Origin of the sequence: Mucilaginibacter gossypii (assembly GCF_017569325.2) — a bacterium.
In the GTDB taxonomy this organism is placed as follows: Bacteria; Bacteroidota; Bacteroidia; order Sphingobacteriales; family Sphingobacteriaceae; genus Mucilaginibacter; species Mucilaginibacter gossypii.
Genome location: NZ_CP071878.2, coordinates 2,781,695 through 2,795,069 on the forward strand (window position 1 = coordinate 2,781,695; position 13,375 = coordinate 2,795,069).

A 13,375-nucleotide genomic window follows, 5' to 3' on the forward strand; every position below is an offset into this window, starting at 1 on the left:
GCTTTTTTAAAAGCACTATGCCTATGGGTTGGCGTTTAAAATTTCTTTAATCTTCAATACGGCGGGTTCTTTTCCAGTAATAACTTTCGTTTGTTGCATTTTCTCAAAATCATCCAGGAAACTCACCTTAATTGTCTGACTCCGGTACAAAACATCCTTATAATTCCGGTACAATAGTTCTGCCTCTGTATAATTTCCCTGTAGCAGATTGCCAAGCGCCAGGTTAGTGTAGATCCAAATTTCACCGGGACCGAGCTCCAGTCCCTTTTTTGCTGCAGCAATTGCAGCAGTGTAATCCCGTTCAAAAATTTTGTAGAAAGAAAGCGAACCATATGAAACAGACAATAATCGTTGCGCTTCTGCATCATTGGGAGTGAGAGCCAGATATTCGTTATAAAGTTTTATATTCTCCGCTGAAAGTTTAGCTTTTTCGCTGTAAACAGAAAGGTCAACTTCTGGCATCTCGGCAATCATTTGATTATTGACCATGGCGAGTTGCCACAGCTCATATCGCCGTTGGCTGGTGTGGTTTATTTGTAACGCATGCGTTAACAAAGCTTTGACCTTGATAAGGGTATCCATCGGCATCTCATTGTACGAATCCGGGGTATGCGGAAAAAAATAAAAAACCGACTTTCTGACCAATCTAACATTGTTAGAATGCATGATGTAATCATAAGAAAGCAGGCCACTTTCAAGCTTTTCTTCCTCTGATTGTTTAAGAAAGCCCTTTAATCGGCCAAAACTTTCGTTTATATCAGCCCTCGAATTGTTACGTGTATTCCAAAGACTCACAAGCCCGTCGTTGTCGGTCATCACTGCAGTTATATCATCAATAAATTTCGCGTCTTTAATTGGTGTATTCCCATTGCTGAACCTCTTCACTTTTATATCCGGATAGATTTTTTTCCTTGCATAACTACGCGTCATCTGGTTTGCAGACATATTATGTAATAAGGAATCGCCAGCCGACTCAATCAAAAAAGTGCCTCTTCTTGATAATACTATAGCTTTTTTCCAATCGGCAGAAAGCATAATCTTATCAATTTTTGAGCTGTTATAGCCCTGGTCTAAACCATTGCCGGGCAAAGGCCAGGAAACGATATTTAAAACTCTCCCATCAAACTTTGTCAGGTATATGCTATTTCCCCATACTACCAATAAATTATCGCTGTTCGGAGTAAAACTTACATAGTTTGTCCCCTTGAGGTAATAATTATTTCTTAAAGTAAGCTTTACCATATTATTAATATCCCATGCCTCGTCATACTCTGAGGTTTGAATCAACAACTTTAAGCCATCGGGCGACACTGTTAAACCTTTGATATTCTGTTTAGCTGTAAGGAATTTCCCCTTCATCCTGCCAAACCCGGGGCCCGTTTTTAATTGATCCAGATTCCAGAGCGTAACCGAATCCCGCAGGGAAGTAATAAGCTGTTTTCCGCCAGGAGTAAAAACTGCATATGCAGGTGATGGAATAGTATCTAATAAAGATTCACAACCTTTATCCCAATAAATCAAATTGCCCCGGTCAAGTGCAAGCAACCCGTTGTTGTTTATCGAAATGTATGCTTTCCATCCAAGGGATCCCCCTTTGATCCGGTAAGCCTGACGTAGCTCAATCATTTTGCCAACCGGATCATAACGAAGGGAGAACAGGGAGTCGCTGCCGATAGCATAAAAACCATCGGTTCCGGCGGGCGAAATTTTAAGATTTTCGTCATCTCCCACGTTCAGGATATTATCGGGAAAAAGATTGGTTTCGAAAATAGTCCTGATGATTTGACTCAGGTAAATGTTTTCTGAATGCATGTTCCACAAGGTGTCTGCCATTCTCAGTCCCAAAATAGCATTGGCTGGTATAGTATCAAATGCTATCGCAGCCCTGTTCAGAAGTTGAAGTTTATTATTGTCAATATATTTTTCTACATCTACCGTTCCAGAACGTTCCAGCTTTCCTTTTAACACATTACCCAACATATCGCCCTTGAGCTTGTCACTTAGTCCACTTACCTTATAAAAATGTTCCTTTTGAAGCGCGTTGATGGTTAGTTGTAGTTCAATCGCTTTTTTCTGACTCGCCACTTCTTTTGAAACTTTGCGAAGCGAATTAGTAAGTGAATCATTATGTTTTAGTTGCAATTGAAGGCCGGCCTGGCTTTTTATGAGCTCGTTGTTAACAAGTGTGGTCTGTTCCAGATATTTGTCTGCCCTGATCTTTGCGTTTTGAGCTATTCGGGCACTTTTTTGCGCTTCTACAAGGTTTTTGTTCGCCTCTGCCTTTTGCCGGTTTGCCTCTGCCTTTTGCTGAATAGCCCATGCTGCAACTATCAATGTCAGTACTAAACCGAAAGAAAGTATAAACATTAAAATCTTCCTGTTCCTTTCCCGTTCCTGCCTCCTGACTTCTGCCTCAATCTCTAATTTTTGCTCCTCTGTCTCCTGATCCTCCTTTCTTATGCTATAATCCAGGAAGGCAAGATTCTTTTCTTTAAGAAACTCATGATCAGGTTCAGCACCCTCTTCTTGCGGGGTTTGATGGTAACGTGAAGCCCATGCTGCCGTAATTTTTATCTTCTCCACCAGCTCTTTCAGTTCACGTAGTAATACACCCTTTATAACATCCGAAGGATCGTGTTCATAAAGCTCTCTTCTTTCATTAAGCCTGGTATAAAGTTTTCCGTTCGCGGTTTCTTCGTTGATCCAGGTACGGAGTTCAACCCAGTTTCGCATCAGGCTTTCATGTGAGATGTCGATAACAAGCTCCGGATTTAATGGCGTAGAGGGGGGCGGCATCAGAAAAGAAGTATCTGTTGCCCTGAAATACGCAATAACGGCATTTATTTCTTCCTCATTTGCAGGGAGCGGTTTGCATAGGTCATATATTTTACCGAGTGGAAGCGGCCGACGCCCCCCTTTTTGTCCGCCCTTACTTTGGTCAGTAATGGCCTGGAAAATCAGTTTAGCAATCTGCTGCTTTTTTGAAAGCTTTGCTTGGTTGTCTTTATCACCTAACTCCCGGAATTTATCGCTTGCATGGCGCGATAAAGATTCCTCCATTCCGCCAACGGCCTTGTAATCGTCATATACAATCTCTCCGTTAATTGATCTATCAGATGATTGCCGATACGTTCGCATTAGCGCATGCTGCAAAATTGGCAGTTGATCAAGGTTATCTTTTAACTTATTTTCTTCAATCTTGTTGATCAGCAGTTCGATAAGCCCGGATGCTATGCTCTTTTCCGCCAGCAAAAGCGGACCTTCTATTACTTCCTTCAATTGTGGCCGGTCAAGTTGCGGCACAAGATACTGACTCCGGTTAATAGCCTCAGGTAAGCCCTGAAAACGGACACAATCGCCAAGAAATTCCGACCGCATGGTGGTAATTACGTAAACAGGATCATCTTTAGTTGTGGCAGCTTTCAGCAACAGGTTTACAAACTGGGTCTGATGCCCGTCCATCAGCCCGCTTTTTGCTGTAAAACGAAATAATTCTTCAAATTGATCAATAATTACAAGCAGGTTTCGTTTTTTTCCTTCTTTTTTGCCCTCATTAAGCAATCTGGCAACATCCAACAATCCATAAATGGACCTAAGTAATTGTGGGTAGATCTCCCTGAAATCGTGCTCGATCACTTCTTTGCTCCTTGAACTGCTTCGTATACTGGCCAACGCGATAGCAAGGTTTTCTATAGGATCAGCTCCGGGCCGGCAAATAGCTACGTCCCATCTGTTGCTTGTACCATGCAGATAACCACCGAAGAGTTGCGGAATGAGGCCGGCGCGCACCAAAGATGATTTACCCGTACCCGAACTACCAATAACCGCAAGGAATTTATTGTTTTGAAGCCGCCTGATCAGTTCCTCGGCCTGCCCGCCCCTGCCTTTGAAAAGCTGAAATTCAGATGTGCGGTAAGGCCGCAGGCCGGGAAAAGGATTTTTCTTTATTTCGGCAGGGGTCAGTAATCGGATATGATTACCATCTTCCTGCAAGTCCAGGTAAAATTCATCCAATTGATAACACATGCCAGACAATCCCGCACCGTTATCTACTGCTGATACCTTTGGCGATTGATTTGGGTTGTTCATTACTTCGGTGCAAAAAGTCCGTTGATAAAACCTTCAAGTTCAAAATCTATTCTGTCTTTGCCTTTTATAATATGATTAAAAGCATTCTTGCTTACATCCCGGTCATATTTTAAATCAATATCAGGATCATCTATGCACAGCATTTTCTGTTGATTGCCTTTGGCGTCTATAAGCATTGACTGCCTTATAACAAACCACTCCGGGTTCGACTGCCCGTAATACAAACAAATCCCCTCGCTTTCTTGTGCTTCCGCGCGATCTTTTTCAAATGGAATGCCCGGTATGCTGAAATTAATGAGGATCCGTTTGTCGGTTTCCATCATGTTTTTAAGTTTAATACGCAGCATGCTGTTATGGTCTTTTTCAAAATCATAAAACATGTATACCTTTTTGTGCGGAGCAAAATCATGTCGCATCGCTTTTATCCTGGCCTCCTTCTCGGCATTCTTATCTTCAATCATCCGAAAAATCGTTTCAAAATTATTTCCAAGTACGGTGGGGTGCATCAACAGCTTTTCATCCAGTTCCTGGCTAACAAGCGGGTTGGGCAACCAAAGGATATTGCTAAAAAAAGCGGCCTGCTTTTCGTGTGTTATAGCAAGGTTATATTGCAATAAATCAAACCCTTCATCCAATTCATCGGCGGTCATCATGATATGAATAGCAAAGGCACATTCCTTTATCAGCTTGAGCATGCGGTCGCTTCTTTCGGTTTCTGGTAACTTTTCAATCGCTTCCCAATCTTTAATACCGGGAACAATTTCGTAAGGCCAGTTTTCATATTGTTTGCGCCCCATAACTACATAAAGAAACTCTTTCCGCTTTTCCCGTCCGCTTAAAGAATCAGGAATGGACAGAAACACCTTACGGTTATCGCTCAGCATCTCAATATCTTTTGCCGCCCGGCTTTGTTCATCCTGCTGATCGATTGACTTACGAATCTGCAGATCTGTAAGCATTTCGCCCGCAATTTCATTTATTTTTTTTACGATCTGAACGTATTCCCTGTCTGCAGCATCGCCTAATGTAGATAGAAAACGTTTATTGTCTGGCAGCCCCTGGAGCCTGGTTATCTGAGGATAGGGCTCAAGAAAACAATCTTTTACAAAAATCGGCACCACCCTTGTTTTTTTCTTATCCAGGTTTTCCAATGCGGTATTTAGCTCAACGTTATTAATATACCTGGAGTTTAAGAAAGTTTGAGTGATTAAAAGCAGCACGATATGTGCTTCATCAAGCCTGTTTTTTATCTCGGCGTCCCATTCTGCTCCAGGTTCTATTTTTCCATCGTCCCATATTCTGATGTTGGGGCAATTCCTGTCTGAAAGAAAAGTCCTTAACTGTTTGAGATGCCTTTCGTCCTCGTGCGAATATGAAATAAAGAGATTAATCATAGCGGGTAACGTTAAAGCACTGACTGATAAATAGTAACAGATGGTTTGTCTAAATAATTTATAAACATAGCATATATAACTATAGTTAAATCCATAAATAATTTTATCGCAACCTATTCAAATATGGCACTGCATAATCCGAATCGCAAGCGTATTTATACTGAGTTTAGCGCGTATTAATACGTTTTTACTGCAAAAAGGTGTTATTCGGCTACTACTGGCAAATTTAGGGTGTTCTAAATCCCTTAATCGTCAATTAAAAATGGAATAATGTGTGTAGGACTCGTAGGCTATTCTGAATGGGCGTTTATATTTTAAATAAACAGAGTGGGTTACATAAAAAAAAACGAAGTTAGAACTAAAATTAGAACTAATTCCGGCTCTGTACTCAATCCCGTCGTCTACACAAAACAATTTATTGTTGACTTAAAGCGGTTTTGCACTTTCTTTGATAATTAAAGCCGTTTTCAGTACTCAAACCCGTCGTATACACGAACAAACTTATCGATGACCTGACACGATTTGCCGCTTTATTTGAAGATTGAGGCGATTTGAAATATCTAAGCCGTTTTTGATTGACCCAATACCTACACTTAAAGTATACTTAACTATTTTATTTCATCTTTAAACTAATAAGTTGAGTTGATCACTCTCAAGTAGGCGTTTAGGATTACAAAATTGTTGCAGTGTAACTAATGCCTGGAACTTTTGGAAAACAGGTCGATGAACGACTCCTAAATATTCATTCATCTAAATAAGGTTAATTTTGTTAATTCATTTTTATAAACAAGACCTTTCTGATGGCCAATAAAGAACTGTTCAATATCGGGAAACGTACAAAGCAGGGCATCAGGAATGCAAAAGAAAGCGGGCGTTATTTAGGCCGTACTTTATTTGGCTATAAAAATGTGATTGATGGTACTAAACGCAATCTGATAGAGATTGACAAGCCCCGCACTTTGATTGTCGAACATATCTTTAAGGACTATATTGCCGGTCTTCCACAGTATATCATTTACAAGAATGCGAAAGCGATGGGATGCACTTTGACGGGTAAATCGACAATTCAGAGCATCCTTCAGAATTGCGTATATGTTGGATTAATTAAGGTTCCTGCATTGGGTGAACTACCCGAAAAATACGTCAAGGGACTGCATGATCCAATCATATCTGATACGGAATTTTGGCTGGTGCAAAATATGCTGGCAACTGCCAAACGCCGTACAAGGGTTCAACCTGCGGAAGATTTCCCGTTAAGAGGGGTTTTAAAATGCTGGCGCGGCAAAAGCATGACGGCAGGATGGTCAAAAGGAAGAAAAAAGGGAACATAATTCAGAAACATACCCTCATTAGAGTAATAGCCCATCAAGAGGCAGTAGCCATTTTGTTAATTAAAAAGTTAAACACCTGGTTATTGCCTCTATTGTTATATTTAAATGTGAACTCATTCAGGTATGATTGCAAATGTCTGAGCGATACTTTATGGTATTGACCATATATCCCCCGTTTTAACAATGTCCAAAAGCCCTCAATCGTATTGGTGTGATACTCTCCCCGGGCATACTCTTCTTTTTCCTTGTTTAATACCTGATGTTCACGGAATATTTTATTTAAACCGGCATATCCACCAAAGCCGTCCGTTACAATAGTAGCATCTGTGCTCACTGATTGTTCAACAATGGGTTTGAGCGTTTTCCCATGTGCCTTATCTATGACCTGAAGCTTTAGACGGCCATCCCGCTCCAATAACCCAATCACGGGCTGTTTATCCTGCATGCCGGTGACCTGCAAATTATTATCGCGCCTTTCCTGCCGCTTTTTCTTTGAGTGATTGGCTTTTTTACCACCTAAATAAGTCTCATCTACCTCAACAATACCCTTAAACAAACCGCCATCCCCGCCGTCCCGCATGGCTTCCCGTATCCGCATCTGCAAATACCAGCCTGTCTTACGATTGCATCCCAGATCCCTGCTTAACTGACGTGCAGATAACCCCTTTTTCGCATTCAGCATTAATGAAATAGCCAAAAACCATTGCGGCAAAGGAAGTTTGGTGCCCTCGAAAACAGTGCCGACCAAAACGCTATAGCTGCGGTTACAGCTATTGCAAATATGCCGTTGGCTTTCCTGGCGCTTGCTGCTCCGTTTGCTGTTGCAATACGGGCATTCTGGCAATCCTTGCCATCTTAATCCTTCAAGATAGTCTATGCAACTGGACTGATCTGGAAAACGCTTAATCGTCTCTATGATATTCATTATCATAAATATACAAATTATTCCTGCCTTTTCATGGGCTATTACTCTCATTAGGGGGGTGTTCAAAGATAATCTGTCGTGGGGTGGGGAAATGTTTAGAACCACTTTTGTTGATCCGGCGTTCTATGATAACGCACTGAAAGTCAAAGAGAAAGGGTTGCTTTTTTATGAGCAACCCTCTCGGATTTTGGGCTTGAGCCCGGTTAGTACCCAGCGCCGGAGTCGAACCGGCACGGTTTCCCACAGGTGTTTGAGACCAGCGCGTCTACCAATTCCGCCAGCTGGGCATGTTGTAAGTGTCTTTCCTTACAAGCGGGCTGCAAATGTAGATAAACTCTCCTTAATTCGCAACAGATATTTTTGTTTATAGTAAATATTTGCAATTTCTATCCGGCGGCTTTCCTTCGCGGCATCGTCCAACTTTTCATAATCTTTGGTCAGCTTCTCCAGCTCTTCATTCATATCCCCTTCAATAGCAAGTGTTTCTGCGGTTATGGCAGCCAGGTGCGTTGCATCATCAACTTCCATAAGCCGCTCATTGATATCCATCATTTCCATTAAAAAATCTGCAGGCAATTGTGGTTTTGCCCCTTCAGATACCAGGTCGTGCAGTTTTAAAATGTATTCTAAACGTTTTGCCGGGTCGCCAAGCGCGTGGTAAGCCTTGTTATTTAAGGTAGATAACTCCAGGATCTCCTGCTGCCTGATTTCATCCTCATTGGCATAAAAATCTGGATGGTAAAGCTTGCTCAGCTCGTAAAACTTTTTCTTAAGTAGCGCCTGGTCAACCTTAAAAGATTCAGCGATACCGTAAAATTCAAAATAGTTCATAGGGCAAAGATAACTATTAACAAGTTATCCATGCCGCTATCAACTTCATGTTAAAATAAGTTATCTGCTATGCATTGGTCGGTTTCGGCTTTTTCTACCAATTCTGTTTTGGGGTGCATATCTACAAACAGCTTTCTGTCTTTAGTTAAAGTGGGCGCTACGCCCAATATACCTATCCCGGCAGTGGCCAATGCCATAAACAATATAAGCCCGCAAAGCCTTATGAACTTTTTAAGTCTTTTCATTTCGATCTCAGAAAATAAACGACAGGTATTATCCTTTTAGGGTTTGTCCCTAAATAATTTAAATGGGAATGATTACCACATTGGATAATCAGTAAGGAAGAATTATCCTATGAGGGAATTATCGGCATCGCCTAAATCCGGATTGAAATCTTTATTGAAAAGAGCCTGTTTGTTGAGTCTGCCGGGTATAAACAATTTCGAAGTTTGTTTAATGCTGATATCGGCTTCCAGGCTATGCAAAAAGCTTAACGCGGGCAGACTGATATCCCCGGAAATTAAAGTTGAACAATTATTCCGCTTAGCCGTTTTAACAGCAGCTTTATATGAAAATGATTTTGAGACCCTGTTTACAAAACCGGCAACCAAAGTTGTATCGGGAAGAGCTGCCTTATTTGTGGTTTGGATAGTAAGCCCCGAAAAAGTAAAAAAGCAAAGCATTACCATAGCTGTTAACAACCATTTGGATAACACGCTTTTTACCGGACAAAATTTCATTATATAAATGTAATGATATTGATCCACAAAAAAGGCCCCTGCGAAAAATCACAGGAGCCAGCCCATTGGTCTGAAAAAATCTTATTTCTTATTTCATGTAATCTTTGTCCAAAAACAGGTAGCGCGCCCGGCTAACCTCCGGCATCTCCTCGCTTTTAACGTCAATATTCATGAATTTAACATGATTGTTATCCTTAATTGCCGACCATTTTGGCAAGCCTGCGCCGTTAGGGTTGGCAGTTTTTATAAAGTTGGCAAAGTAGTTTTCCATGGTTTCGGATACTTTGAAATCATCGGGTGTCCAGGCATAGGTTTTGTTCCCAGCCAGGTTCCCCATGGCATATTCAATTTCTGAAGCATGGGCAGCACCCACAGGTGGCGGCATTTTCGGGGCCGGTTTTGCGGCATCGCCTTTAACCACACCGCCGGCAAGCCCCGGGGTGGCATTCCCCATAGAAGCTACCATGGCCGGGCGAACCCGTGAAAACAGGTAACGATAAACCGGCTTCCCTCCGGTTTGTACCTGTAAGTCGGCCCATTTCCAGGTGCTGTATACGATAAACCGGTCGCTCGACAAGTCGGTTGCAACTTTGATCACTTCCCCGTCATTAGCAGCCGGGTATAGTTTCAATGCTTCCTCTGCCCTGTCACCATATAATTGTTTCAGCGTTTTGGTATAATTTTCAAGCGTTGGCGCATCGCCGCGCATCATGAACTGGAATGGTACTTCGGCCGAGTTCCAGCCCACTAACAAAGGAACTTTAGCCTGTTGGCCCGCCATGAAGATCTCAGGCAACGATTTTGGCAGCAAGTAATTATCAATAGTGGCCGACATTGGCGGCGTACCAGGTTTAAAAGCATCGTTCAACAATTGTTCGGCGGGTATAGCCCGGAGATCGGCCAGGGTATTGGCTTTCTCGTTAGCGGCAAACTTAAGGCCGTTTTGTTCAGCGTCAGCTAATGGTATAGGGAAAAGTGTTGGTTTGATACCCGCGCCACTCTCGCCGATAACACCCGCGATCAGGTCTTTTGATAAAGGTGAAGCCATTTGTACCGATACGGAGATAGACCCTGCCGATTCACCCGCAATGGTAACACGTTTGGGATCGCCGCCAAAGGCAGCTATATTTTTTTGTACCCACAGCAAGGCCAGGTGCTGATCAAGGTACCCATAGTTGCCCGACGAATGGTTAGGTGATTCTTTAGTTAATTCGGGATGCGAAAAAAAACCAAATACACCAAGCCTGTAATTTACTGTTAGCGCTACGATGCCTTTTTTAGCCATGCTTTCGCCATCATAGCGCGACTCAGAACCATCACCGGCCATTAAGCCCCCGCCGTAAAAATAAACCAATACAGGCAACTTCTCTTTGGCTGATTTTGCCGGCGTCCATACGTTTAGGTATAAACAATCTTCGTTCATACCTGATGAACGAAAGCCCATATCACCAAAAATGGGCTTCTGCATGGGGTTATGGCCAAAATGATCGGCTTTTAATGTACCCTCCCAGTTTTTGGCGGGCTGAGGCTCCTTCCAGCGCAAATCGCCCACGGGCGGCTGTGCAAACGGAATACCTTTAAAACTTAATACGTTTGACGCTTCGCGAGTACCCTCAAGCGCGCCGTTCTCAACGGCGGTTTTGTTTGCCGATAGCTGCGCCATTACCTTTACCGAGGCAACTTGTGCAAGCAACAGCATTACTAAAATTGGTTTCTTCATTACTGGTATTTGGTTAGTCTGGTTTAATTGATGGAGATTTTTTGAATTCGATCCTTATTGTATCAATTTGTTACAATAATAAATTATTTTTCGATAGCTATCAATTTTTTTTATTTACTTGTGCCTTTGTTTTGTTACGATACATGAATAAAGAGTTTCACCAACTGGAAAATAACATCGCGGGCGAGGGTTTTCTACCAGGTCTTGCTGTAGATACAGTTATTTTTGGTTTTCATGACAACCAGTTAAAGGTATTGCTTCTGGCTTATAAAAATACCGGGCTATATGCGCTTCCCGGCGGCTTTATTCATGATAATGAGGATGTGAACGAAGCGGCGCGGCGGGTACTTCAAAGCCGAACAGCCTTAACCAACATTTACCTGGAACAGTTTTATGTTTTTGGCAATTACAGCCGGTATGATCCCGGACCGCTTAAGGCCATTATGCAGGCCCGTGGCTATAACCCGCCCGCTGATCACTGGTTATTAAAGCGTTTTATTTCGGTGGGATACTATGCGCTGGTTGATTTTACCAGGGCTATCCCAACACCCGATGAGATATCTGATAGCTGCGACTGGTACAGCCTGAATGAACTGCCTGCGCTGATGCAGGACCATCAGCAAATTATTAATAAAGCACTGGAAACCCTGCAGAACGAGCTTGACCAAAAGCTAATAGGTTTTAACCTCATGACCGAGGAATTTACCATGGGCGACCTGCAATCGCTCTACGAAACCATTCTCAACAAAAAGCTGATCCGCGCTGCTTTTCAGCGTAAAATGCTGGGGTTGGGTATTTTGGAGCGCGTGGCAAAAAAATGGACTGGCGGCGCGCATAAGGCACCATATCTGTATAAATTTGTTTCGAACAGGCTGCCGGCGGATAATAGCTAAACCGGCAATACCTTCTTTATTGATCTATTTGTGTGTTTTGTGATGAAACAATGTCGCAATTAACCCCTTAACATGTCTTGATACCCCCCTCCTATATTAGGGTACAAGACTTAATTTTACTTTCACAAAATCACTCAATTATAAATCTATAAAAACAATAACATCATGTTAGCTATTAATCCTTATTTAAACTTTAACGGTAATACCGAAGAAGCTTTTAATCACTACAAGTCAGTATTTGGCGGTGAGTTTGCAATGGTTATGCGTTTTAAAGACTCGCCTGCGGCAGCCAATACGCCCGAAAAACACCAGGATAAGCTTATGCATATTGCACTACCCCTTGCTAATGGCAGCATGCTCATGGGTACGGATGCAATTGGTGAAGGAGGTATGCCATTCGTAACTATGGGTAATAACTTCTCGCTCACCATAAGTGCCGAATCAAGAGAGGAGGCAGACAAACTGTATAGTGGTTTAGCCGAAGGCGGTAATGCTGTTTCGCCTATGCATGATGAGTTTTGGGGCGATTATTTTGGCTGGCTTACCGACAGGTTTGGCATAAACTGGATGATCACACACAATCCTAACGCCACCAAATAATAATTTATTGATTTTTAGGGTCGGATGAACCAATCACCGTCCCTAAAAAATCAAACATTTCTATTGTTCAACCAAAGGTTTTAGGTACACACCAAAACAGGCTTATGATAGTAGAAGTTTTTAAAACCAATGTAAATAAACGCCGCCAGGCTAATATGCTTTTGAATGCCATCCATAGCACGTTTGGCAACCATAAAGCCAATTTCGATCTTGATGATTGTGACCGGATTTTGCGGGTGCAGTGCGATAGCGGCACATTATGCGCTCACTCGCTCATCAATTTTTTAAATGAGTTAGGTTTCCGGGCCGAAGTTTTGGAAGGCTAAACTCACTTTTACAAAACAAATTATTAAAAAGCAAGGTAGTATCAATAACATAAAGTCAACTATCATGTTAAAAGACAGCAAAGCATTCAGCGGATTTTCGGTAGATGATACAGCTAAAGCGAGGGCGTTTTATGCTAATGTACTCGGGTTAGATGTAAGTGATGTACCCGAAATGCAAGGCTTACTTAATCTTAATATTACAGGGAGCACCCCCATATTAATATATACTAAACCCAACCATACCCCGGCTACCTTCACCATTTTAAATTTCCCGGTTGATGATGTGGAAAAAACAGTTGATGAACTCAGCGCGCGCGGCGTTAAGTTTGAGATTTATAACCAGGAGAATTTTAAGACAAACGAAAAAGGCCTTTTTCTTGATGGGGGTCCAAAAATAGCCTGGTTTAAAGACCCTGCCGGAAATTTTTTATCCGTGATAGAAAAATAGCGCTATAAATACCTATACCCGGTATAAAATTAAATCCCATTTTGGGGAATTACAGCTACCCCCCGTGGGAATAAATTC

At 42.1% G+C, this 13,375-nt stretch carries 12 protein-coding genes and 1 tRNA gene; 5 read left to right on the forward strand and 8 right to left on the reverse strand.

Annotated elements, in window-relative coordinates; genetic code table 11:
• Nucleotides 1-21: 21 nt before the first annotated feature.
• Together J3L18_RS11610 and J3L18_RS11615 are read right to left on the reverse strand one after the other, a co-directional pair.
• A complete protein-coding gene (locus J3L18_RS11610) occupies nt 22-4,089 on the reverse strand; it encodes an nSTAND1 domain-containing NTPase (protein ID WP_311086061.1) in 4,068 nt (1,355 codons plus the stop codon).
• The gene (locus tag J3L18_RS11615; RefSeq protein WP_129567754.1) at nt 4,089-5,483 is read right to left on the reverse strand and encodes a toll/interleukin-1 receptor domain-containing protein; all 1,395 of its coding nucleotides are present in this window, start codon (nt 5,481-5,483) and stop codon (nt 4,089-4,091) included. The genes J3L18_RS11610 and J3L18_RS11615 overlap by 1 nt, the downstream gene beginning before the upstream one ends.
• Before the next feature lie 800 nt (nt 5,484-6,283).
• On the opposite strand from J3L18_RS11615, the gene J3L18_RS11620 reads away from it, so the two are divergent.
• A complete protein-coding gene (locus tag J3L18_RS11620; RefSeq protein ID WP_129567755.1) occupies nt 6,284-6,814 on the forward strand; it encodes a recombinase family protein in 531 nt (176 codons plus the stop codon).
• Between the two features lie 34 nt (nt 6,815-6,848).
• Here the strand turns inward: J3L18_RS11620 and J3L18_RS11625 are convergent, their stop codons facing one another.
• The 6 genes from J3L18_RS11625 to J3L18_RS11650 form a co-directional block, all read right to left on the reverse strand.
• Nucleotides 6,849-7,739, reverse strand: coding sequence for an IS1595 family transposase (locus J3L18_RS11625; RefSeq protein WP_189549506.1), 891 nt, complete (start codon nt 7,737-7,739; stop codon nt 6,849-6,851).
• 207 nt (nt 7,740-7,946) lie between these two features.
• Nucleotides 7,947-8,026: transfer RNA gene (locus J3L18_RS11630), tRNA-Leu, on the reverse strand.
• 19 nt (nt 8,027-8,045) lie between these two features.
• Complete coding sequence (gene hscB, locus J3L18_RS11635) at nt 8,046-8,570, reverse strand: Fe-S protein assembly co-chaperone HscB (RefSeq protein WP_129568657.1); 525 nt, start codon at nt 8,568-8,570, stop codon at nt 8,046-8,048.
• Between the two features lie 50 nt (nt 8,571-8,620).
• A complete protein-coding gene (locus J3L18_RS11640; RefSeq protein ID WP_129568658.1) occupies nt 8,621-8,815 on the reverse strand; it encodes a hypothetical protein in 195 nt (64 codons plus the stop codon).
• 102 nt (nt 8,816-8,917) lie between these two features.
• Nucleotides 8,918-9,310: a hypothetical protein gene (locus tag J3L18_RS11645; protein WP_129568659.1), complete on the reverse strand. Its 393-nt coding sequence runs from the start codon at nt 9,308-9,310 to the stop codon at nt 8,918-8,920.
• Nucleotides 9,311-9,398: 88 nt separating this feature from the next.
• Nucleotides 9,399-11,030, reverse strand: a complete 1,632-nt coding sequence (locus tag J3L18_RS11650; protein WP_129568660.1) for a carboxylesterase/lipase family protein — start codon at nt 11,028-11,030, stop codon at nt 9,399-9,401.
• A gap of 143 nt (nt 11,031-11,173) precedes the next feature.
• Here J3L18_RS11650 and J3L18_RS11655 point away from each other — a divergent pair, with 143 nt between their 5' ends.
• The 4 genes from J3L18_RS11655 to J3L18_RS11670 all read left to right on the forward strand — a co-directional run bounded on the left by J3L18_RS11655 (nt 11,174) and on the right by J3L18_RS11670 (nt 13,297).
• Nucleotides 11,174-11,923, forward strand: coding sequence for an NUDIX hydrolase (locus tag J3L18_RS11655; RefSeq protein ID WP_091167709.1), 750 nt, complete (start codon nt 11,174-11,176; stop codon nt 11,921-11,923).
• A 165-nt stretch (nt 11,924-12,088) separates the two neighbouring features.
• Nucleotides 12,089-12,523 (forward strand): VOC family protein, encoded by a 435-nt coding sequence (locus tag J3L18_RS11660; RefSeq protein ID WP_091167712.1) that lies wholly within the window; start codon nt 12,089-12,091, stop codon nt 12,521-12,523.
• 104 nt (nt 12,524-12,627) lie between these two features.
• Entirely contained in the window at nt 12,628-12,849 is a 222-nt protein-coding gene (locus J3L18_RS11665) for a hypothetical protein (RefSeq protein ID WP_223266127.1), read from the forward strand.
• Between the two features lie 64 nt (nt 12,850-12,913).
• Nucleotides 12,914-13,297, forward strand: a complete 384-nt coding sequence (locus J3L18_RS11670) for a VOC family protein (RefSeq protein WP_129568661.1) — start codon at nt 12,914-12,916, stop codon at nt 13,295-13,297.
• Nucleotides 13,298-13,375: the final 78 nt, after the last annotated feature.

Bases quoted from the DNA above. Each gene is read 5' to 3' on its own strand.
- J3L18_RS11610 (WP_311086061.1), bottom strand. From the start codon at position 4,089: ATGAACAACCCAAATCAATCGCCAAAGGTATCAGCAGTAGATAACGGT.
- J3L18_RS11615 (WP_129567754.1), bottom strand. From the start codon at position 5,483: ATGATTAATCTCTTTATTTCATATTCGCACGAGGACGAAAGGCATCTC.
- J3L18_RS11620 (WP_129567755.1), top strand. From the start codon at position 6,284: ATGGCCAATAAAGAACTGTTCAATATCGGGAAACGTACAAAGCAGGGC.
- J3L18_RS11625 (WP_189549506.1), bottom strand. From the start codon at position 7,739: ATGAATATCATAGAGACGATTAAGCGTTTTCCAGATCAGTCCAGTTGC.
- hscB (WP_129568657.1), bottom strand. From the start codon at position 8,570: ATGAACTATTTTGAATTTTACGGTATCGCTGAATCTTTTAAGGTTGAC.
- J3L18_RS11640 (WP_129568658.1), bottom strand. From the start codon at position 8,815: ATGAAAAGACTTAAAAAGTTCATAAGGCTTTGCGGGCTTATATTGTTT.
- J3L18_RS11645 (WP_129568659.1), bottom strand. From the start codon at position 9,310: ATGAAATTTTGTCCGGTAAAAAGCGTGTTATCCAAATGGTTGTTAACA.
- J3L18_RS11650 (WP_129568660.1), bottom strand. From the start codon at position 11,030: ATGAAGAAACCAATTTTAGTAATGCTGTTGCTTGCACAAGTTGCCTCG.
- J3L18_RS11655 (WP_091167709.1), top strand. From the start codon at position 11,174: ATGAATAAAGAGTTTCACCAACTGGAAAATAACATCGCGGGCGAGGGT.
- J3L18_RS11660 (WP_091167712.1), top strand. From the start codon at position 12,089: ATGTTAGCTATTAATCCTTATTTAAACTTTAACGGTAATACCGAAGAA.
- J3L18_RS11665 (WP_223266127.1), top strand. From the start codon at position 12,628: ATGATAGTAGAAGTTTTTAAAACCAATGTAAATAAACGCCGCCAGGCT.
- J3L18_RS11670 (WP_129568661.1), top strand. From the start codon at position 12,914: ATGTTAAAAGACAGCAAAGCATTCAGCGGATTTTCGGTAGATGATACA.